17 protein-coding genes and 1 pseudogene are annotated in these 20,770 nt (G+C 70.7%); 10 read left to right on the plus strand and 8 right to left on the minus strand.

Annotation, left to right across the window (positions count from 1 at the left end; all coding sequences use genetic code 11):
• Positions 1-3: 3 nt before the first annotated feature.
• Complete coding sequence (locus WMF19_RS05595; RefSeq protein ID WP_437898112.1) at positions 4-975, plus strand: LysR family transcriptional regulator; 972 nt, start codon at positions 4-6, stop codon at positions 973-975.
• 341 nt (positions 976-1,316) lie between these two features.
• The gene (locus WMF19_RS05600; protein ID WP_437898113.1) at positions 1,317-2,885 is read left to right on the plus strand and encodes an FAD-dependent monooxygenase; all 1,569 of its coding nucleotides are present in this window, start codon (positions 1,317-1,319) and stop codon (positions 2,883-2,885) included.
• Positions 2,886-2,988: 103 nt separating this feature from the next.
• Here WMF19_RS05600 and WMF19_RS05605 read toward each other — a convergent pair whose 3' ends face one another.
• Both WMF19_RS05605 and WMF19_RS05610 read right to left on the minus strand, forming a co-directional pair.
• Complete coding sequence (locus WMF19_RS05605; protein WP_437898114.1) at positions 2,989-3,546, minus strand: dihydrofolate reductase family protein; 558 nt, start codon at positions 3,544-3,546, stop codon at positions 2,989-2,991.
• Between the two features lie 9 nt (positions 3,547-3,555).
• Positions 3,556-3,738 carry a hypothetical protein gene (locus WMF19_RS05610; protein ID WP_437898115.1) on the minus strand — a complete coding sequence of 61 codons (183 nt, stop codon included), beginning with the start codon at positions 3,736-3,738 and terminating at the stop codon, positions 3,556-3,558.
• Positions 3,739-4,317: 579 nt separating this feature from the next.
• Between WMF19_RS05610 and WMF19_RS05615 the strand changes: the two genes are divergently transcribed.
• Positions 4,318-4,662: a KGG domain-containing protein gene (locus WMF19_RS05615; RefSeq protein ID WP_437898116.1), complete on the plus strand. Its 345-nt coding sequence runs from the start codon at positions 4,318-4,320 to the stop codon at positions 4,660-4,662.
• Between the two features lie 608 nt (positions 4,663-5,270).
• On the opposite strand, the gene WMF19_RS05620 is transcribed toward WMF19_RS05615, so the two are convergent.
• Together WMF19_RS05620 and WMF19_RS05625 are read right to left on the minus strand one after the other, a co-directional pair.
• Positions 5,271-5,588, minus strand: coding sequence for a DUF1330 domain-containing protein (locus WMF19_RS05620; protein ID WP_437898117.1), 318 nt, complete (start codon positions 5,586-5,588; stop codon positions 5,271-5,273).
• The gene (locus tag WMF19_RS05625; protein ID WP_437898118.1) at positions 5,578-6,309 is read right to left on the minus strand and encodes an SDR family NAD(P)-dependent oxidoreductase; all 732 of its coding nucleotides are present in this window, start codon (positions 6,307-6,309) and stop codon (positions 5,578-5,580) included. Before WMF19_RS05625 ends, WMF19_RS05620 begins: the two co-directional genes overlap by 11 nt.
• A 110-nt stretch (positions 6,310-6,419) precedes the next feature.
• Between WMF19_RS05625 and WMF19_RS05630 the strand changes: the two genes are divergently transcribed.
• Positions 6,420-7,355 (plus strand): LysR family transcriptional regulator, encoded by a 936-nt coding sequence (locus WMF19_RS05630; protein WP_437898119.1) that lies wholly within the window; start codon positions 6,420-6,422, stop codon positions 7,353-7,355.
• A 97-nt stretch (positions 7,356-7,452) separates the two neighbouring features.
• Here the strand turns inward: WMF19_RS05630 and WMF19_RS05635 are convergent, their stop codons facing one another.
• Positions 7,453-8,361 (minus strand): LysR family transcriptional regulator, encoded by a 909-nt coding sequence (locus WMF19_RS05635; protein ID WP_437898120.1) that lies wholly within the window; start codon positions 8,359-8,361, stop codon positions 7,453-7,455.
• Between the two features lie 138 nt (positions 8,362-8,499).
• Here WMF19_RS05635 and WMF19_RS05640 point away from each other — a divergent pair, with 138 nt between their 5' ends.
• Genes WMF19_RS05640 through WMF19_RS05650 form a run of 3 tightly spaced genes read left to right on the plus strand, consistent with a single transcriptional unit; the run spans position 8,500 to position 10,203 of the window.
• Positions 8,500-9,354 (plus strand): inositol monophosphatase family protein, encoded by an 855-nt coding sequence (locus WMF19_RS05640; RefSeq protein ID WP_437898121.1) that lies wholly within the window; start codon positions 8,500-8,502, stop codon positions 9,352-9,354.
• A 28-nt stretch (positions 9,355-9,382) separates the two neighbouring features.
• Positions 9,383-10,021, plus strand: coding sequence for an NADPH-dependent F420 reductase (locus tag WMF19_RS05645; RefSeq protein WP_437898122.1), 639 nt, complete (start codon positions 9,383-9,385; stop codon positions 10,019-10,021).
• Positions 10,022-10,068: 47 nt separating this feature from the next.
• A complete protein-coding gene (locus tag WMF19_RS05650) occupies positions 10,069-10,203 on the plus strand; it encodes a hypothetical protein (protein WP_437901597.1) in 135 nt (44 codons plus the stop codon).
• Between the two features lie 3,667 nt (positions 10,204-13,870).
• Here WMF19_RS05650 and WMF19_RS05655 read toward each other — a convergent pair.
• Positions 13,871-16,324, minus strand: a complete 2,454-nt coding sequence (locus WMF19_RS05655) for an alpha-glucuronidase family glycosyl hydrolase (RefSeq protein ID WP_437898123.1) — start codon at positions 16,322-16,324, stop codon at positions 13,871-13,873.
• Positions 16,325-16,842: 518 nt separating this feature from the next.
• Here WMF19_RS05655 and WMF19_RS05660 point away from each other — a divergent pair.
• Together WMF19_RS05660 and WMF19_RS05665 are read left to right on the plus strand one after the other, a co-directional pair.
• Complete coding sequence (locus WMF19_RS05660) at positions 16,843-17,853, plus strand: class I SAM-dependent methyltransferase (protein ID WP_437898124.1); 1,011 nt, start codon at positions 16,843-16,845, stop codon at positions 17,851-17,853.
• A 515-nt stretch (positions 17,854-18,368) separates the two neighbouring features.
• Positions 18,369-18,593 (plus strand): annotated as a pseudogene (locus tag WMF19_RS05665) (cellulose binding domain-containing protein); the annotation flags it as partial.
• On the opposite strand, the gene WMF19_RS05670 reads toward WMF19_RS05665, so the two are convergent.
• Entirely contained in the window at positions 18,581-18,982 is a 402-nt protein-coding gene (locus tag WMF19_RS05670) for a hypothetical protein (RefSeq protein ID WP_437901802.1), read from the minus strand. The pseudogene WMF19_RS05665 and the gene WMF19_RS05670 overlap by 13 nt on opposite strands.
• A 22-nt stretch (positions 18,983-19,004) precedes the next feature.
• On the opposite strand from WMF19_RS05670, the gene WMF19_RS05675 reads away from it, so the two are divergent.
• Entirely contained in the window at positions 19,005-20,063 is a 1,059-nt protein-coding gene (locus WMF19_RS05675; RefSeq protein WP_437901598.1) for a glucuronyl esterase domain-containing protein, read from the plus strand.
• A 29-nt stretch (positions 20,064-20,092) separates the two neighbouring features.
• On the opposite strand, the gene WMF19_RS05680 is transcribed toward WMF19_RS05675, so the two are convergent.
• Positions 20,093-20,410, minus strand: a complete 318-nt coding sequence (locus tag WMF19_RS05680; RefSeq protein ID WP_272100466.1) for a hypothetical protein — start codon at positions 20,408-20,410, stop codon at positions 20,093-20,095.
• Between the last annotated feature and the right edge of the window lie 360 nt (positions 20,411-20,770).

Below are 20,770 nucleotides of genomic sequence, written 5' to 3' on the forward strand. Positions count from 1 at the left end.
GGGATGTATCTCATACCAGGCATGAGCGAGATCGATATACGGAGCATCAACCTGAACCTCCTCCCCGCCCTCGAGGCGCTGCTCGTCGAGGGCAGCGTCAGCGCCGCCGCGCGCCGCGCCCACGTCAGCCAGTCGGCGATGAGCCACTCCCTCGCGCGCCTGCGCGAGCTCTTCGGCGATCCCCTCCTCGTCCCCCTCGGCCGCGGTCTCACCCCCACGCCGCGCGCGCTCCAGCTCCGCGCGGCCCTGCCCGCCGCCTTCGAGCACCTCCGCCGCGCCCTCGCTTGCCCCGAGCCGTTCGAGCCGCGCACCTCGGCGCGCACCTTCCGCGTCGCCACCGTCGACTACTTCGAGCTCACGACGCTGCCCGACGTGCTCGACCACCTGGGCGAACACGCCCCCTTCGTCCGCCTGGAGATCGAGCGCTTCTCCCCTGACGTCACCCCCGCGCTGGTCCGCGGCGACATCGATCTGGCCCTGTTCGGCGCCTCGCAGCCGGTGCCGGCCGCCGGCCTCCGCCGCGCCCCGCTCTACCAGGAACCCTTCGCCGTCATGGCCCGCAAAGGCCACCCGGCGATCAAGCGCCGCCTCGATCTCGACACCTATGTCGCCCTCGGCCACGTCCTCGTCAGCGTCGAGGGCCACCGCGACGGCGCCGTCGACCGCGCCCTGGCCCGCCTCGGCAAGACCAGGCGCGTGGCCCTGCGGCTGCCTCACTTCATGTCCGCGCCCCTCGCCGTGCGCAGCTCCGACCTCCTCTGCACGATCGCGAGCAGCGTCGCCCAGCGCGCCCGCGAGCTCTTCGGGCTTCGGGTGTTCGCGCCCCCCTTCGAGCTGCCCGCCGCCCAGGTCGTCGCCGTGTGGTCGCAGCGCCACGACGACGACCCGGCGCAGCGCTGGTTCCGCGACCTCTTCTTCTCGGGCCGCGCCCTCTCGCCGCGCCTGCGGGCCCTGGTCCGAAGGGGTGCGGCTTGATCCGGGGATGTTCTAGATGGGATGAGGCATCACAGGCATCATCCCCCCGCGGGCTCTGCTGAGATCGCCCGCGGCAGTGGCTGCATGCCGATAAGCAGTCACCGGTCGGACTGACGGAGCTGCTCTATGGCGCTAAACAGCATCTGGGCCTTGCGGCGCAGAGCCGATCCGTGAGACTTTTCGTGGGGGAGATCACCAGAGGCGACGAGCTCGATGGACCTGGTCCGGCGGCTTCGGCTGACCAATCGACTGATGGCTGGACAGACTCACAACTTCTCAGTGCCTTCTGTGGCCGATAGCTGATCGGTGTTTGTACGTAGTGCTCGATGGATTCATAGCCGATGGACAAGCAAGTCGATGTCGTGGTTGTGGGCGCCGGGCCGGTCGGGCTCCTGCTCGCGATCGAGCTCCAGCTGGGCGGCGCCGGTGTGATGGTGCTCGAGCGGCTCACTGCGCCAAGCGTCGCCCTGAAGGGGACTGCAGTCGGACCGCTCGGCGTGGAGGCGCTCCAGCGCCGGAGCATGGGCCCCGCGCTCGCCGAGGCGGAGGAACGCCACTTCGCGGCCATGGGACCGGTGGGCGCAGAGAGGCGGGTGCAGGCACACAGGTCCAGGGGGCATTTCGCCCTTCTCCCCCTCCGATCAGAAGCAGTGGGCGAGCCCGAACGGCGCATGCTCTGGGTGAACCAGCAGGGCGTGGAGGCGATCCTGGGCGCGCGGGCGGCCGCGCTCGACATAGAGGTACGGCGCGGGTGCGAGGTCACGGGCCTGGACGAGCATGACGATGGCGTCGCGCTCCACTGGGCTTCCCCGGACGGGCCGGAGCATGCGCGCTGCGCCTGGCTCGTCGGATGTGACGGAGGGCGCAGCTCGATCCGCAAGATGGCCGGTTTTGCCTTCCCCGGTACGCCGCCGAGCCAATTCATGTACCAGGCCGTGCTCGACCTCGACCACCCCGAGCGCCTGCCGCGCGGGTCGACCCGCACGCCGGAGGGCGTCGTCATGAACGGACCTCGGCCTCGCTGGCTTGCGATGCACGACTTCAGCGGTCCGCCGGTCGATCGCAATGCGCCCGTCACGCGCGAGGAGATCGAAGGCGTGCTGCGCCGAATCAGCGGCGCGGATGTCCGCGTGACGGCGATGGAACAGGCGAATCGCTTCACGGACAGCGCACGTCTTGTCGACACGTACCGCCGGGATCGCGTCCTGCTCGCGGGTGATGCGGCGCACATCCATTCGCCTTTGGGCGGCCAGGGGCTGAGCCTTGGGCTGGTCGACGCGGCCAACCTCGGCTGGAAGCTCGCCGCCGTCGTTCGCGGCGACAAGCCGGACAGCCTGCTCGACAGCTACACGTCCGAGCGGCGGCCCGTGGCCGAGGCCGTGCTGGCCAACACGCTCGCCCAGGTCGCGCTCACGCGGTCCGACCCGCAGTCGAGCGCAATGCGGCAGATCTTCGCGAAGCTGATGGAGATCGACGCCGTGAATGGCCATCTCGACGGACTGACGAGCGGTCTGGCCACGCGCTACGACCTCGGCGCGGAGCGAGACCTGGTCGGACGCCTCACCGGCGATCGCCCGGTCGGCCGCGCCGACGCTCGAACATCGCTGTTCGCGGAGATGGCGGAAGGCGAAGGCATATTGCTCGACGCGTCTCCTGACGGGCACGCGGCCGGTCTCGCCGCCGGGTTCACGCGGGTGCGCTGCTTACCGGCCGACGCAGGCCCGTCGATGCTGATCCGGCCCGACGGGTGCATTGCTTGGGCCGGCGACGTGGGAGGCGTCGAGGGGTTGGTGGACGCGCTTGAGCGCTGGTTCGCGTCCACCGCGCCCCGGCCAGGCGGCTTCCAGGAACGGTCGTGCTCGGCCGGGCCATCGTCCTCCGCGCCGTCGCGATCGGAGCAGCGAACATAGCCGACAACGTCACCACTGGCGCTCAGAATGTCACTGGCGCGCGGCAAGGAGGCTCCCGACGACGCGCTGGCCCGCGAGCTGGGCGCGATGGGGCTGCTCTGAGTCAGCGCGCGCGCCGGTAGTGCATGGCGACCGCGCCGCCGCGGAGCGGCTTCGCCGAGACCAGCTCGAGCCGTCGCGTGCTGGGCAGCCCGCTCTGGTACAGGGTCGGGCCGTGGCCGGCGATCCTGGGGTGGACGAGGAACTTGTACTCGTCGATCAGATCCAGCCGGTCCAGCTCGGCCGCGAGCTTGCCGCTACCGAGGAGCACGCCGGCCGGGGTCGCGTCCTTGAGCTTCTGCACGCCCGTGCGCAGGTCGCCGGCGATGTGGTGGCTGTTGGTCCACGGGAAGTCCTTTCGCGTCGACGACACCACGTACTTCGGCTTGGCCTCCAGCTTGACCGCCCACTCGCGGATCGCCGGCGGCGCCTCCTCGTCGCCGCGGGCGACCGCCGGCCAGTAGCTCTCCATCATCTCGTAGGTGACGCGGCCCCACAGCATCGCCCCGCCCTCGTCCATGAGGTGGGTGAAGAAGGCGCGTGTCTCGTCGTCGACGATTCCCTCCTGGTGGTCGACGCAGCCGTCCAGGGTGACGTTGATGCTGAAGGTCAAGAGTCCCATGCGGCGAGTCTAGCACTCCTGGCGATGGAACGGCAGGCCGTCGCAGAATTTGTCGCTGAGGATGTGCGCCAGGGGCGAAGGTGTCGCGAGCGCGCGCGGCAGGATCTGCGGCGGCAGAGGTGCGGTCACGATCGTCGGCTCGGCAGTGTCCGCCGCGCCGGCCTCGCGGTACTTGGCGCGGGCGATGACCATGCGGACGTGGCTCGGGCGCCGAGGCACTCACGAGCGTGGAGCGTGACGGAAGCTGCAAGAAAAAAGCTCCTCATGGACGTTCGCACAAGATTTAGTGATAATCTCTCTCGCTTCACGGCAATGCATCGTGTCCTGTCTCGTTCGTTGGCCAGATGAAGCGAGGCGCGATGTCCCGTGAGCACTCACCCCATGAGGCAGTCTGCCCCGCGGAGAGCCCGCCTGTGACGGCTCGCTTCGGCAGAGCGCGGCGCGCGGCGATGTCCCCTTGACGGCGCCTCGTCGAGCGCCGCTCGCGCCTCAACGATACGTAATTTCCCATCGAACGCCGCGCTCCCCTCATCACTCCATCACCGCCGTCGGCATGATCCCCTGGGAACGGTTGCCCTTCTTCGTCGGGTCCGCGGGTGACAGCCGCGCTCTCGGGCTCCGCTCTGGCACTGCCGTTGCACTGGCCCCGTGGTGAACGCGCCGGCATCGCCGGCGTGGAACAAACAAGACGCAGTATAGACTGCGTCGCAAGAAGCTCACTGGAGGTGTAACATGGCACAGAATCAGGGTAATAGCCGTGGGTTTGCTGCAATGGATGACGACCGCCAGCGCGAGATCGCGAGCACGGGCGGCAGGGCCGCGCACGAGAAGGGCACGGCCCACGAGTTCAGCTCCGAGGAGGCCCGTGAGGCCGGCCGCAAGGGCGGCGAGAGCGTGAGCCAGGACCGCGAGCACATGGCCGAGATCGGCCGCAAGGGCGGCGAGAGCGTGAGCCAGGACCGCGAGCACATGGCCGAGATCGGCCGCAAGGGCGGGGAGGCGCGGGGCGATGGCGCGGAGAACGACGACGGGCGCAGCAGGAGCGGACAGGGCCAGCGCGGCGGCAGCCACGAGCAGCACGTGAGGGCCGGAGAGCAGAGCCACAAGAACCGCTGAGGGCGCCTGGCAGCTGGCGCCAGTGCGCAGAGCGCCCTCGATGAGGGAGCTCGATGCTCGGGGGATCCGTGGCTCCCCCGAGCCTTTTCTTTGCCGGTGCGCTCGAAGGAGCGGAGGCGCATCGCAGCGGATGACGATCAGGGGCGCGAGAGGCTCGTGCCGCACTGCTCCCGCCCGGCCTTCGCGCTGCACGGCGCGCGCGCCGTGCGACGGGGCGAGCGGGTGTTCGATGCGCGATAGACGGCTCGCCCGGCGCCGTCCCCGCGGGGTGTAGAGCGACAGTAAAAATGGCTCTCCCGCACTCTTGCTGAAGCAGGGGGTCAGCGTCTACCGGAACTTCCGCAACGTTTTTGAGCAGGTGCCATCAGCCGGCCACCTGCATGGCTTTCGGCGCCCCATCGCGGATGCCCTGCGCGTACGTCTCGGGCGAGCGCTCGGCCGAGGCCCGAGGCCGCGCCGGTCCTGACGACGCGGGGGGCTTGGGGAGGGCATGGTGAGCTCCCAGGTCACGGATGCTCTCGGCTCCACGAGGAGCACCGCCGTGTCGCGCAGCGAGAACGCAACGAAGCCTGCTTGTATCGAGCGGGCGTGTCAGACCGCGCTGGCGCTCACCCCGCCGCCGCTTCGAGCTCGCCGAGGACGAAGACCGCCGCGACCGCCGGCTCGAAGAGCTCGGCGCGCACGGCGCGGTAGTGCGGGTCGGCGAAGAACCGCTCCTGCGCCGCGCGGTCGGGGAACAGGAGGGTGAAGACCCGGTTGATCCGCTCATCCCCCTTCAGCACGCGCGCCACGACGAAATCGTGGCCGAACGCGCCGCCGTGGGACAGCAGGATCGGCATCATGCCGGCGCGGTAGCGGGCGTAGGACGCCTCGTCCGCCAGCTGGAGCCCCATCAGGAGCACGCGCTGCCGGCCGTCAGCGCCCATGGGAGTAGCCTCCATCGACGTCGAGCGTCGTGCCTGTCACGAAGCCGGCCCTGGCCAGGAACAGCGCCGCTTCCGTCGTATCCCGCACCTCGCCGACGCGCTGCAGCGGGTGGATCGAGGCCAGCGAGTCCGCACCTTCGCCGATGAGCGGCGTGCGGATGACGCCGGGCGCCAGCGTGTTCACGCGGATGTTGTGGGCGGCGAGCTCGGCGGCCAGCGAGACGGTGAGCGCGTGGACGCCGCCCTTGCTGGCCATGGCGGCCGAGGCCGGCATCCGCGCCATGGCCTGCTGCACGAGCACCGTGCCGACATTGATGATCGAGCCCCCGCCGCCCTCGATCATCAGCGGCACCGCCGCCTGCGTCATCAGGAACGTCCCTTTCACGTTGGTGGTGAAGAACCGCTCCAGGTCCTCCTCCGTGCTCTCGAGGAACGGCTTCACGCCGAAGACCCCGGCGTTGTTGATCAGCACGTCGACGCCGCCGAACCGCTCCAGCGCGGCCGCGGCGACGGCCCGCGCCGTGGCGCGATCACCGACGTGGCCCGGCACGGCGACGACGCGCGCGCCGCCGTCGAGGCTCCGCCGCGCCTGCTCGAGCTTCTCCGGGTCGCGGCCGTTCATGACGACGCTCGATCCCTCGGCCAGGAAGCGCCTTGCGAGGTCGAGGCCGATACCGCTGCTGGCGCCCGTGATGATGACGCGATCGATTCTGGTGGACATGGAGTGTCGCTCCTTTCGCACCGACAACCTAGGACCACCCCTCGAACCAAGAAAGTGGTATGTTTCTATCAACTCCATAACCACAAGTTCTGATCCTGCGGGGCACCGCCATGACCTACGATCAGCTCGTCGCCTTCCTCGCCGTCGCGGGCGAGGGCACGTTCAGCGCCGCGTCCGCGCGGCTGCACAAGTCCCAGCCGGCCGTGAGCAAGCTGGTGCGCAACCTCGAGCGCGAGCTGGGGGTCGAGCTGTTCGATCGCCGGGAGTACCGCGCCACGCTCACCGACGCCGGCCGCCTGTTCCACGAGCGCGCCGCGGCCGTCATCGAGGGCACCGAGGCGCTGCGCAGCTTCGGCATGCGCCTCTCGGGCAAGGCGGAGCCGATCGTGCGGCTCGCCGTCGAAGCGGTGACGCCGCTCGGCCCCGTCATGGACATCTTCCGGGCGCTGCAGGCGCGTTATCCCCTGGTGCGCATCGAGCTCGGCACCGAGCGGCTGGCGGGCGCCGCCGACGCGCTGCGCGAGGACCGCGCCGATCTCGCGGTCGCCACGAAGCTCGGGATCGACGGCTCAGCGGTGGAGACGGCGCGCTTCTGCGATGTGCGGGTGATCCCTGTGGCGCGCTTCGATCACCCGTTGGCCACCTGCGGCGCGCCGATCCCGCCCGCGCTGCTGCGGGCGCACGCGCAGATCATCCTGCGCGACAGCGCGCGGGGGAGCGCCTCGCCGTCCCTGAACGTGCTGGAGGGCGGCCTGCGCTGGACGGTCACCGACGTCGCGGCGAAGAAGGAGGTCATCCTCGCGGGCATGGGCTGGGGCGGGCTGCCCGAGCACGTGGCCGCCGGCGCGCTGGCGGCGGGTGAGCTCGTGGCGCTGCAGGTCCCCGAGTTCGTGGCCGACACCATGGAGCTCTTCGTGATCCGCCGCCGCGACCGCCCGCACGGCGTCGTCGCGCAGGCGCTCTGGGAGGAGCTCGGCCGCTGCGGCCACGGCGCCGGGGCGCCGGCGGCGGCCGAGAAGGCCCCGCGCCGCCGGCGGAGGGGGTGAGGGCCGCGCCAGCCGGACCTCCGGCGGCGGAGCGCGCTCGCAAGGCTGGCCAACGCCATGCCCGTGAGCGCCGGCCGACTGGCACGCTTCTCCTGGATCACGCCTCTCCACGACAGATCGCTCGGAGGATCTCGCGCGTGTGCCCGCGCAGCCATGCATGCGCCTTGTCGCCCTCGCAGCGCTGGTGCCACAGCTGAACGATCCTGAGCTCCGGCGCGTCGAGCGGCAGCGGACGGGTGCCGAGGCCCAGCGCCCGCACGACGGGACCACAGACGCGCGCCGGCAGCGCGACGACGAGATCGCTCTCGTGGGCGAAATGGATGGCCGCCGCGCACGTGGGAGCCGCCGCGACGACGCGCCGCCGCAGCCCCAGGGCCTCGAGCGCGTCGTCGATCGGATCGCGCAGGCGGCCACGGCGCGAGACGGTGACGTGGTGCGCCTCGGCGTAGCGCCTGGCGGTGAGCCGGCCGCGCGCGAGCGGGTGAGCCCGGCGGAGGGCGACGACGACGCGATCTTCGCCGACGAGCTCCCCGCGGATCTCGGGGAGCGCGGGCTCCGTCGAGCCGATCTCGAGATCCACGCGCCCTTGGCGCAGGTCGTCCGTATCTCCCGCAGGCTCGGCCAGGAGCCGGACCTTCACGAGAGGGGCCTGCTCCTGCACCGCTCGCAAGAGCCGCGCGCCGAGCGCCGTCGTGAGGGCGTCGTGGCAGCGGACCGTGAAGGTCCGCTCGAGCCTCGCCAGGTCGAGCTCCCGCTCGGGCGCGAACACCGCGTGCGCTCGCTGGACGATGGCCTGGACCTCCTGTCGCAGGGCCAGCGCGCGGGGCGTGAGCGCCATCGTCCGGCCGGCGCGCACCAGGATCGGGTCCCCCGTGGCGTCCCGGATGCGCCCCAGCGTCCGGCTCATCGCGGGCTGGGACAGATGCAAGCGGGCCGCCGCAGCGCTGACGCTCCTCTCCTCGAGCAACGCGTCCAGCGCCGGCAACAGGTTCAGGTCGATATGCATGGAGGTAATTCTTCCTCATATCAACTATGCATTGGACGGCATGAGTCGTCCAGGGTTTATTCCTCCGCGCGGTGGTTCAGCGGTTCAGTGGCTCAGCGGCTCACGAGCACGCGCGAGCCGCTCGCCCGAGGAGGATTCATGTCGATTCATTCCGAGCAGATGAACAACGATGCGATGGGGCGAGGCCGAGGCGCGGGCCGCGCGGAGGACGAGTCCCTGCTGCCCGCGGTCGTCGCGGCGCTCTCCGTGGCAGGCGAGCGGCTCGTCGGCCGCTTCTCGACAGAGCCGCGCCCGAGGAGCCGAGAGGACATCTTCGCCGCGCTCGGCGCCAACGATGCGGTCTCCCTCGAGGCGCTTCGCGAGCCGTTGTCGCGCGCTCGCCCGGAGGCCCGGTGGGTCGAGGACGAGCTCGAGTGCGGGCCCCTCCCGCCAGGGGAGTGGTGGGTCACCGATACCGTCGAGGGGAACATCAACCACGTTCACGGGATGGCGGACTGGTGCGTCACGGCGACCCTCGTCCGCGACAACGAGCCGGTCCTGACAGCGGTGCACCTGCCCTTGACCGGCGACACGTACGCAGCCCGGAAGGGCGCCGGCGCGACCCTCGGGACCAGGAGGATTCGAGCGTCGGCGAAGACGGAGCTCGGCGCTGCCTTCGTCGGGACCGGCCAGGCGAGGCCGGGCGAGGACGAGGAGACGTACCGGCGGATCGGCATGTCCGTCACCGCGATGCTCCGAAGCGCGCTCGTCCTGCGCGTCTCGGTCCCGGCCACCCTCCAGCTCATTCGGGTCGCGGCCGGCCGGATGGACGTCTTCTGGCAGTACAGCCAGATCCGCTCCGGGCTCCTCGCGGGGGCGCTGCTCGTCGAGGAGGCAGGGGGCGCGGTCACGGACACACGCGGGGAGCGCTGGAGCCTGGCCAGCGAGGACTTCCTGGCCGCGGCGCCCGGGCTCCACGCCGGCGCGGCCTTCGTCCTGTCGACCATCCGATGAGGGGAGGGGGCTGAACATGGATCACGTCATGGGAAGCATTGGAATCCTCGGCTCGGGCCGCGTCGCCACCGTCCTCGCGAACAAGCTCGCGGGCGCCGGGCACGCCGTCACGATCGGCGCCAGAGACCCGGCGCAAGCGGCGGTGAAATGGTCGGGGGCGCGCGTCGAGCTCAGGGATCACGCGGAGACCGCGCGCCTGGCCTCGATCGTCATCAACGCCACCCCGGGGGACACGAGCGTGGAGCGGCTCGGCGCCCTCCGCGACGCGCTGAAGGGAAAGATCCTCGTCGACGTCTCCAACGCGACGCTGCGCGGCCGAGACGGCCTCCCCGGCAGCCTGCTTTACCCGAACGGCAGCGTCGCCGAGCGCCTGCAGGCTGCGCTGCCCGAGACGGCCGTGGTCAAGACGCTGAACACCATGCTGTTCACCGTCATGGCGGATCCCACGAGCCTGCGCGCGGCCCCGACCGCGTTCCTCTCCGGCAACGACGAGGGCGCGAAGGCGGTCGTCGGACGGTTGCTGGGCGATCTGGGCTGGCCGGCCGACTGGATCGAAGATCTCGGAGACATCGAGACCGCTCGCGGCCCCGAGGCGATCGCCTTGCTCGTCCCCTCCGTGCTGCGAAGGCGAGGGCTCGCGCCGTTCGCCATCGCGCTCGCCCGGTAAAGGGCGACGGGATGGCGACGTGGCTCTCGTACCTGTTCTGGGGCACGATGCCCGGCGAGCAGCTGCGCGCGGCCGCGCAGGCGGGGGAGGACCACCTGGCGCCGCGGCGTCGCGCGATGAGGGCGAGGCCCAACAGGGCGACGGTGAGACCGAGGTACCCGGACCTGCTGCCAGCGCGGTGAAAGCCGCATCGTGCGTCGTTGCTTGTGTCGTCGGTCCCGTCATTTCTGCTGCTGTCGGCGGCAACGCTGGAGGTGCCGCCGCCCCCGCCATTCGCTGCTCGGCCACCCGCGCCCGGCTCTGCGCCGCCGTTCCCGCCCGCGCCCGGCTCCGGGCCGCCGTTTGCGCCCACCCCCGGATCCATACCGCCATTTCCGCCCGCGCCCGGCTCCACACTGCCGCCTCCGCCCGTACCGAGCCCGGCGCTGCCGCTTCCACCCGCATCGCCGCCGCCTGCGCCGGGTCCGGGCGAGGGCTCCCAGCTGAGCAGCCGCGAGACGACGCGACGCGTTCGCGCAGCAGGGCCGAGCTTGCAATAGCTCAGGAGGAACCGGCCATCCTCGCCGCGGGCCAGCATCGGCGCATTGCAATCGTCATCCACGAGCAGCGCCTCCATGCCCAGCGTCGCATCCGGGGCCACGGCGCGGATCCGGAGCCGGTGCGTCTCCGCCTCTTCCCACACCACCTGGTAGCTCGCTCCGCCCCAGGCCACGGCCGCCGCGTAACCAGCGCTGGTCGGCGAGATCAGGAACGCTTCGCCCCGCCAGCCGCCCGTGCCGTAGATTCGACCGCGCACCGGCCCATCACCGCCCTCCGGCCAGCCATCGACGGACTCCGTCCAGACAACGAGCGTGTCCGTGCCGTCCGTCGCCCCGGCGATGGCGGCCGATGCGCTCGACAGCAGGAAGCTCTCCCCGACGTCCCCCGTGCGGCTCACGGGGACGAGACGCAGGCCCGCATTCCAGTAGGCCACCAGGTAGTCCTGCCCGGCGTGGAGCGGCATCGCGTGCGACTCCGCCCCGACCGAGGGCGCGATGGGGAACACCGGGCCAGCGCTCCCCGAAGCGTCGAGCAGACGGCCCGACGCGGTGTACACGAAGGGCTCCTCCGCGGTCCTCTCCACGAAGGTCACCAGATAACCGTCGCCGTTGCCGGCGACCGACGGTGTCGCCGACAGGTGGAGCGACGAGATAGCGACGCTCTCCCCGAGCGCGCCGTCGCCCGACACCCGCCGCAGGTGATCCCCGCCGGCGCCCATCGCGCTCCAGGTGAGCATCGACGCGCCCTCGCCGTTCGAGGCCAGGTCGATCGCGAAGGCGCTGCTCGCGAGCTCGATCCCGACCGGGGTGACAACCTCGCCGGCCGCGCTCACGCGCACAGCGCGCGCGGTCGTCCGCTCTCCTTCCGGTTCCGGGTCCGGCTCGTCGGTCCAGGCGACGAGGTAGCTCTCGCCGGTCCAGACCACGCGCGGGGTGCCTTGCCTGCTCGGCAGGGGGCTGAGCCCGAGCCGACCCGCGGCCACCTCGAGATCCGGGGTGATCAGGCTGCCCTCGATGCCCTGGCCGTGGAACGCGAGCAGGAAGCGCGAGCCGTTCCACGCGAGCGAGCTCCGGTCCGGATCCCGGACGGAGCCAGGCGACCCGTCCGCGAGCCTCACGTCGTCGGTCCCCTGCACGACGCCGTCGGCCGAGACGCGGGCCCCGTACATCGCGCGACCGTCCCGCTCGTCGGCCCACGCCACGAGATAGCTGCTGCCGTCGAACGCCGCGGCGGGGGCCCCGGTGCCCGGGCTCGGCCGCGAGATCGGGAAGTCCCTTGCCGTGATCGTGCCGTCTGCGCGCAGCACCGCGCCCCGGATCGTGCTCGTGGGATCGTCCCGGACCCATGTGGCCAGGAAGCTCGTCCCGCCGGACGCGAGCGCGACCAGCCGAGCGTTGTCCGGCCCCTCCGAGATCGGAACGCCGCCGGCGTCGAGCGCGGTCCCGTCGCTGGCCACCCGCGCCGCGCGGACGGCGCGCGCACCGCCGCCGGCGACGTCGTCGTCCCAGGCCACGACGGAGACGTCCGCGCCGGCGTCGACCGCCGGGCGCGACGCGCGGCCGCTCGTGGAGAGGACGCGCTCGGCGCCGGGAACGGCGCTGCCGCTCGGGTCGATGAGGGTCGCGCGGACGTCGTCGGCCCCATCGTCGGCGAGGCTGAGCCAGGCGGCCACGAAGCGCTCCCCGTTCCATTCGACCGAGGGATACACGCCCTCGTCCGACGTCGAGATCGCGAAGCTCGCCGACCCTTCGAGCGCGCCGTCGGGTCGCATCACGCGGCCGCGGATGGTGATCCGGTCGTCGTCGCCGTACTGGCTCCAGGTGACGAGGTAGCGGCCTCCTCCGTACGCCACGCTGGGCAGGTACTGCCCGGCGGACGCCTCACCCAGATCCAGCCAGTCGGGATCGAGCACGTCCCCGCGCGCGCCGATGCGGACCGCGCGGATGCGCGACAGATCCTCGAAGACGACGACGTAGCTCGTCCCGTCGGTCGCGATCTCCGGATTGACCCCGACGTCTTGCTGGACGGACACGGGCGGCTCCGTCCCGATCTCCGGGCCCACCTCGGGATCGAGCAGCGCCGGATAGCCGCTCTCCTCGACGACCGAGGCGGGCACGCGCAGCTCGATGTGGCCGTCTGCCCAGCGGGCGGGCACCGGCGTGCGGCGGCCCGACGCGTCGATCCACGCGCCGTGGCCGTACACGAACCGCTGGCCGGGCGCGTCGCCGAGGACGAGGCCGCGGGCGTCGCTCGCGACCGACGGCGCGGCGTCCGCGGCGCCGAGCCGGGCGCTCACGCGCACGACGAGATCGCCGCGCCCCCCGGGCCGCGCGGGGAACCGGAACGCCTGCTCGGCGTTCGCCTCGTGGTTCCTCCATAGCTCGCTGCAGGTCGCGAACGCGCGCTCCGCGCCGCCGTCCGCCGCGATGCGCGCGCGGCCATCGCCGTCCACGCACTCGTAGCCGGCGCGGGCGATCGATCGCGTCGTCAGCGTGAGCGCGCCTCCTGGCTGGAGCTCGCCGGGCGCGCCCTCGAGGGGAGGCCCGCGGAGCGCGCGGCGGCGCGCCGCCAGCTCGGCGGCGGAGCGCGCCTCGACGAGCGCCTGGAGCTGCCTCGCTCGCCCCCTGCGTGCCGCCCTCGCCGAGGGCTTCGCGCGGATCCGCGCCGCGCCGCCCTCGACGTCGATCCGATGGGCGGCGCCCTCGGCGGAGAGCCCTCGTCGCGTGGATCGAAACCTCGCCCGCGCCCTGCTCACGATCCGCTCCAGCTCCACCGGCGCGGCGCCGCTCGGCCGGAGCGCGCGCGCCGCGGGCCGCTCGGCACGACAATTCCCAGCCGCCTGCGGTCCAGGCGCGCTGCAGGCCGAGGCGCATCCTGCCATCAACAACAACAATGCTCGACTCGAAGCCAGCGTCATAAGGCACCTCCTGACGGCCTTGGCAGCCAACGCGCATCACGCCGTTCTCTGATGGATGAGCCAGCGGGACGGTAACAGCGCGCGTGCGCTCACGTCGATCGCCGACCACGACGAGGTCATGCGATGACTCCGATATTACGACCGGACTACAGCTGGGTGCAGGTTCGTGCGCTACGGGCTCAGCCGCGTCGTTCGGCTCGCTGCGGCGTACCGTCGTACGCCTCACTCGCCTGCCTGGCGTCTGAGCCCTTATCACACGAACCTGCACCCCGCTTCCGATCGCGGAGCCAGCGAGATCCGGAGGATGCTGTGCGCTCGACAGGGGCAGGGGCGTGAAGATCGCTGGCAGGCGGCGGGCCAGATCGAGCCGGCCCGCCGCGCTCACTGCGCTCTCACTGGAGAATGGCCGGGGACGGATTCCCGGTATAGACCTGCGAGCAGCGGGGCTTCTTCACGTCGGATGGGCAGCGGAGCCCCTGGTAGAAGCTCAGCGTGTTCGCCAGGGGAGCGTAGCCGCTCGGGACCTGGAGCTTCGACACCGAGCCGAAGTAGGCGAGGCACGCGTCGCGCCACCAGCGCGCCTCGTAGTGCTGGATCTGGAGGAAGTCGCTCACGTCACCGAAGCGCTTGCCATCGATACGGCCCTCGACGGACTTCCATGTCTCTCGCATCACCCCCACCTCATCGACGCCCTGGCTGTAACGATGGACGAGCTCCTCCCAGACCGTCCTCCCCGACTTCGCCTTGTCTTGCCAGCCGACGCGGTGGAAGAAGAGCAGGAGATCGTCCGGCACCGTGTCCCGGCTCCCGAACTTCTGTCCTACCTGCGCAGCGTACTGGGCGACAGCGTTGCTGCCCGACGAGGTGCGGTTGAAGCCGATGCTGTTCGCGTCCGCCTTGTGATAGTAGACCGGGTTCCACTCGGCGCGGCTCAGGCTGTTCAGCCACGGCCCTGGCCCGTAGTGATGGTCGTTGCCCATGATGTGGACGAGGCCGAGGGGCGTCATGTAGTCGACGAGCGCCTTGCGGGACTCCATCATGATCTGAACGACCGGCTCGACGACGACGGGGTCGTTCGAGAAGGTCTGCCGGACCCACTCCTCTGCGATGGCCTCCGAGGAGAGGTCCGGGTTCCACGCCAGGCGCCCGAACACGTACCAGTTCGCCTGGTTCATCTGCGACCCGGTCCAGTTCGCGTCGTCACCGACGTTGGCGACGCCCGAGATCGCGGTGGTCGTATACTTGTGGAGGGTGCCGTCGATGACCCGCGCCACGGTCGAGCCCTCGCCGGCCGCGTAGGTGTCCGCCTTGAGGACCTCCTCGTAGAGCGGGCCGAGGTAGGCGAGGTGCGTGTCCTCGCCGAGGTACTCCTTCGTGATCTGGAGTTCGAGGGCGAGGGGCGTCTTCGGCATGGCCCCGAACAGCGGATGGAACGGCTCTCGTGGCTGGAAATCGAGCGGGCCGTTCTTGGCCTGCACGAGGACGTTGCTCTTGAATTTGCCGTCCAGAGGCTTGAACTCTTCGTAAGCCTGCTTGATGCGGTCCGGGGGGCTGGTGTCCGAGTAGACGAAGGCGCGCCATATCACGATGCCGTCATGCGGCGCGAGGGCGTCGGCGAGCATGTTGGCGCCGTCGGCGTGGGTCCGACCGTAATCCTGCGGCCCCGGCTGCCCCTCGGAGTTGGCCTTCACAAGGAAACCCCCGAAGTCGGGGATCTGCTGGTAGATCTCGTTGACCTTGTTCGTCCACCATTGCTTGACGCTGGAGTTGGTCGGATCGGCCGTGCTCAGGTTGCCGATCTCGACCGGCGCGCTGAAGCGGGCCGTGAGGTAGACCTTGATGCCATAAGGGCGGAAGACGTCGGCGAGCGCCTTGACCTTCGTGAGGTACGAGGGCGTCAGGACCTGCGCGTTGGCGTTCACGTTCGTCAGCACCGTCCCGTTGATGCCGATGGAGGCGTTGGCCCTCGCGTAGTCCTTGTAACGGGGAGAGATCGTGCCGGGCAGCGCGCTCCAGTCCCAGATGGATCGGCCCGCGTAGCCGCGCTCCACGCTGCGATCGAGGTTGTCCCAGTGGTTCAGGATGCGGTGGCCGATCTTCGGAGAGCCGGTGAGCGACAGCTTGTCGAGGGAGCTGTGGCTCTGGACGTGCCGGAGGAGCGCGAAGGTGCCATAGAGCACGCCCACCTCGGAGTTGCCCGCCACGGCGATCACCGGCTGGCCCCCGACGTCGGCGGCCTCGACGAGGTAGCCCTCGGGGCCCAGGGCTCCGAGGCGCGATGCGAGCGGCAGGCCCTTGATGGCGTCCGAGGTGGCCGTCCCGATCACCACGGCGCCCGGTCCCTCGACGGCCGCGCCGGTCTCGACGGTTCCGCCCGTCAATCCGCTCAGCCCTTTGACGAGCTCGGCCTGGGCGACGTCGAGGCTCGCGCCGGTCCCCGACTTGACCACGCGCTTGAAGGCCGCCTGATACTCCGCGAGGCGCCCCGGAATCGGCACCTTCGGGTACCTGAGCCAGAGGTCTGCGCCCGTCTCGTCCGGCAGGGCGTTCGGCACGGGGTACTCCTCGTCGGAGCCCGGCATTCCGCCCGTGCTCCCGGTCGATGCGCCCGTGTCCACGCCACCCTGGCCGACCGAGGCGCCGCCGCCCGTACCGCTGTTCGCGCTGCCGTTCGCGCCGCTGCTCGCGCCGCCTGTGCCGGTGGCCCCGCTGGGGCTCCCCGACGAGCTGGAGCCGCCGCTGCCGGTCACCTCGTTCGGCTCATCGGTGCCGCTCGAGGAGCAGGCGCCCGCGAGCGCCGCGCTCAAGAGCCCGACAACGAGGAGCGGTACCCTCAGGATCTTCATCGAATGCGGCCGTCTGGTGGGCGGTCGACCCGCGCAACGTGACATCTTGTTTTCCGAAGGAGGCGCCATCTGAATCAGCCTTTCCATGGAAGGTGGCTTGGGAAATAGAGTGAGCAAACCGGTTCACCGATCTCGAGGGTGAATCTCGACGCCCGTCAAGGGCTAAACGCGCCGTGAAAGACCGCAGAGCACCGCGGCTCCGCCATCCCTGCCCCGCCTCGCCAGAGGTTGCTCCTTGTACGGTCGTACGCGAAGTGTTCAACGCTCCTGCATCTGGGCGGGGTCAGGGCAAAAACCGTCAGAAATGCGGGCTGAAGCGGCCAATAACCCTGATCGAGGCGCCTTCCCCGGGGAATGCTCACCCGATCGCGCTGCGGTCCAGTATCTCCGACACCAACGTGCTCTGGAGCGACGGGGCGAGGGCCGATCTGGCCAGGTGGATGAAGTGGACGGCGCCGACGCTCGGGTGACCGCTGCCGGCCGGGCTCGCTTCCAGAGGCCCCGCGTGGCGCCGCATCGTGGATCGGCGCCGGGCCGCGCGGTGGCTGTGTTATGCCATGGCGGTGTCCAGCGCCGCTGATCCCTCGGCTCCTCCGCCGCCGCCCGCCTTCGAGGCCAATGACTACAGCTGGCTCGTCGGCTTCGAGGGTGACTGGCGCGATACCTGGTGGAACCGCGATTTCGTCGAGCTCATCGCCCGCCGGCTCCGGCTCGACGAGGTGCGCGCGGCGGTCGACGTCGGCTGTGGCGTAGGGCACTGGGGTCGCACCCTCCTGCCCGTGCTGCACGGCGACGCCACCCTGGTGGGCGTCGATCGTGAACCGTCGTTCGTCGCGCGCGCCGCCGCCGAGGCCGAGGCGTACGGGGTCGCGGCGCGCACGTCGTACCGGGAGGGCCTCGCCGAGGCCCTCCCGCTGCCCGACGCGAGCGTCGACCTCGCCACCTGCCAGACGGTCCTGATGCACGTCGCCGACCCGCTGCGGGTGCTGCGCGAGATGCGCCGCGTCCTGCGCCCCGGCGGCCTCCTGCTGGCGGTCGAGCCGAACAACTTCGCCGAGAAGGCCACCGCCCTGGTCACCGCGCCCGGCCTGTCGCGCGCCGACCGGCTCGCGCTGATCGAGCTCGAGGCCATCTGCCAGGACGGCAAGCGCGCGCTGGGACAGGGGGACAGCTCCGTGGGCGAGCGGCTGCCAGGCCTGTTCCGAGAGGCAGGGCTCGGCGATCTCCACGTGTGCCAGTCGGAGAAGTGCGCCGCGCTGATCCCGCCGTACGAGACGCCCACGGAGCGCGCGGAGCTGCGCCAGGTGCTGGCGTGGATCGACGGCGGCATCTGGCTCGGAACGGGCGGCACCCGCGACCAGGCCCACGCCTGGTATCTGGCCGGCGGCGGCGATCCGGCGCAGTTCGAGCGGCTGTGGGCGATCGCCATGCAGGAGGCGCGCGCGTGGAAGCAGGCCGCGCTCGCACGCACGCTCGGCGGGGCGGGCGGGGTGACGTTCTATCTGGTGTCGGGGCGCAAGCCGGCGTGACGCCCAACCTCGGAACGGCGTAGTTCGACGATGGCGCTCGCCCAGGCAGCCTGAGCGACGACGGCACGATCCGGAGGATCGACTCAGGGGGAGATCGCTGCCCGGAGCGCTCGCTCCTTGCGGCTGCGTTTCCGAGTCGCTCTTGCTTTCTCATGGTGCCCCGCCCCACCGCGGGGTATCCGCATGTGAGTCGCTGTCCGACGAGCACCGTGGTTGCCATGCATGGGATCGGCAAGGTCCGCGAGGCGTTGATGATCAGGCGCACGCTGGCCGGGAATATTGAGCTCTACCAATAGAACGAGGGTTCGCAGGCGTCTCACCGGTGCATGTATCCACCTTGAGCAGAAGCCTGCGACTCAGCTTTTTCGATCACGGAGAACCTTATGCGTACCACTCACTTGCTTGGCTACATCTCGGCTGCGTTCGCGTTCGGTCTGCTTGCGTGCGCCGTCGAGCCCATCGACGAAGAGGAGCTCGACACGCTGGACGGCGCACTGGACAGCGCCGACGGCTCGATGTCGGCGGATATCGCGATTCAGTCGGACTGGGGGAGCGGCTACTGCGCGAACGTGACGGTGAAGAACAAGTCCCGCTCCCCGGCCACCAACGCCTGGAACGTGGGCGTCAGGCTCAACGGCGCGACCCTGGCCAATTCGTGGAATGTGAACGTCACGCGGTCGAGCGGGCAGTTCACCGCCACGAACGTGAGCCACAACGGAGCGATCGCTCAGAACGGCTCGACGACGTGGGGGTTCTGCGCAAACGGCAGCGGGCGGCCCGCGGTCGCGTCGGTCACCGGCAGCGGAGGCACGGTCGGCACGGGCGCGAGCTCCTCGTCGAGCAGCAGCTCGTCGTCGAGCAGCAGCTCGTCGTCGAGCAGCAGCACCTCGTCGAGCAGCAGCGCGAGCTCGTCGTCGAGCAGCAGCACCTCGTCGAGCAGCAGCTCGGGGGCAGGCGGCTCGGGCGGGGCAGGGGGCTCCGGCGGTGCGGGCGGCTCCGGTGCGGGCGGCTCGGGCGGGTCGGGCGGCTCCGGCGGTGCCGGAGGGAGCACGGGCGCGGTCGAGGACAGCGGCGCGAGCTGCCCCATGCCGACGTTGCCTGCCGCCTCGTCTCTCCCGGTGTTCGACACGCATCACGATCCGTTCCTGAGCTTGAGCGGTTCACGCATCACGAAGAAGTCGGAGTGGGCGTGCCGGCGCGCGGAGATCAAGTCGCAGGTCGAGACGTATGAGTCCGGATCGAAGCCCGTGGTGTCCAAGGACAATGTCACGGGGCAGTTCTCGGCGAACAAGCTGACGGTCAACGTCAACGACGCAGGGAAGAGCGCCTCCTTCTCCATCAACATCAGCCGGCCTGCCGGGGCGCCTGCCGGTCCGATCCCGCTCGTCATCGGCATCGGCGGTTCGAATCTGGACAACACCGTGTTCAGCCAGAACGGCGTCGCGATGGCGACCTTCGACAACAACGCGATGGGCGCCCAGAGCGGCGCCGGCTCGCGCGGGACGGGCACGTTCTATAACCTCTACGGCAGCAACCACTCGGCCAGCTCGATGATCGCGTGGGCCTGGGGCGTGAGCCGGATCATCGACGCTCTGGAGAAGACCCCGGGCGCCAACATCGACCCGAAGCGCATCGCCGTGACGGGTTGCTCGCGCAACGGCAAGGGGGCCCTCACGGTGGGCGCGTTCGACGAGCGCATCGTGCTGACGATCCCCCAGGAGTCGGGCGCCGGGGGCTCGGCGAGCTGGCGCGTCTCGCAGGCGGGCGCGAGCGCCGGGGAGAACGTGCAGACGCTGTCCAACGCGGCCAACGAGCAGCCGTGGTTCCGCGCGAACTTCGGCTCGACCTTCGGCAACCGGGTGACGTCGTTGCCGTTCGATCATCACATGGTCATGGGGCTCGTCGCGCCGCGCGCCCTGCTCGTCATCGACAACAGGATCGACTGGCTCGGCATCAACAGCACCTTCACGGCGGGGTCGATCGCCCAGCAGATCTGGAAGGGGCTCGGGGTGCAGGACAGGATGGGTTACTGGCAGACCACCGGCCATAACCACTGCGCGTTCCCGTCCTCGCAGAGGGCGGCCCTCGAGGCGTACGTGAAGAAGTTCCTCGTCGGCGGCGGCACCGCGGACACCAACCTGCTCAAGGGCGACGGGGCGACGGCCGATCTGGCCAAGTGGATGAAGTGGACCGCGCCGACCCTCCAGTAACCGCGCAGGCCGAAGGGGCGGCGTCGGTACTACGCGCTCGCGCGGGCCCCTCCTTGGCCCTGGCGCCCCCCGCTCAGCCGCTGTCCGAGGAGCTGCTTCGCGCGCTCCGCGAGCCGCAGCTCCTCCTGCCGGACCTCGCTGAAGAAGGAGGCGAGCTCTTGATCACCCTGCTTCTTCGCATCCTGGATGTACTGTGAGTGGGTCTCCGCGCCCTTGAGCACATGGTAGAGCACGCTGACCAAGTTGTAGTCCTTGTCGGGGACCACGCTGCTCTCGCTGCGGCCCTCCTGTAGGCCGGCGCCCTGCTGCCCCTGCGCCCCCGGTCCCTGCTTCTGCTCGGTCGCCATATCAAACCTCCTCGACTCCCCCCACCGGGACCGGGCAATGCAAGCGGGAGACCGCGCAGCGGGAAGCCCCTGTGTCGAGGGCCCTGCGCGAGCGGCGCGGTCGCTCCGCCCCGCCCGTCGCGTTCCGCGACAGCAGCCAGACGTTCGCGCAGGATCGCACCACCCTGCGCGCGCACCCCCTCACGCGGAGATGGCCGCGGGCGCGCTCGACGCAGCCCGCGCCAGGCCACCGCAACAGGCGCTGCTCAGCTCGCAGGACACGCTCCCCGTGGCGCCTGCCGCGCTGACCAGGCGGCCTCACAGAAGGCTCCTCCTTTCCCGCATTCTCCTCGCGACCGCGCGTAGCCAACGTTGTTCTCT

It is taken from the genome of Sorangium sp. So ce124 (assembly GCF_051525235.1).
Classification (GTDB): Bacteria; Myxococcota_A; Polyangia; order Polyangiales; family Polyangiaceae; genus Sorangium; species Sorangium atrum.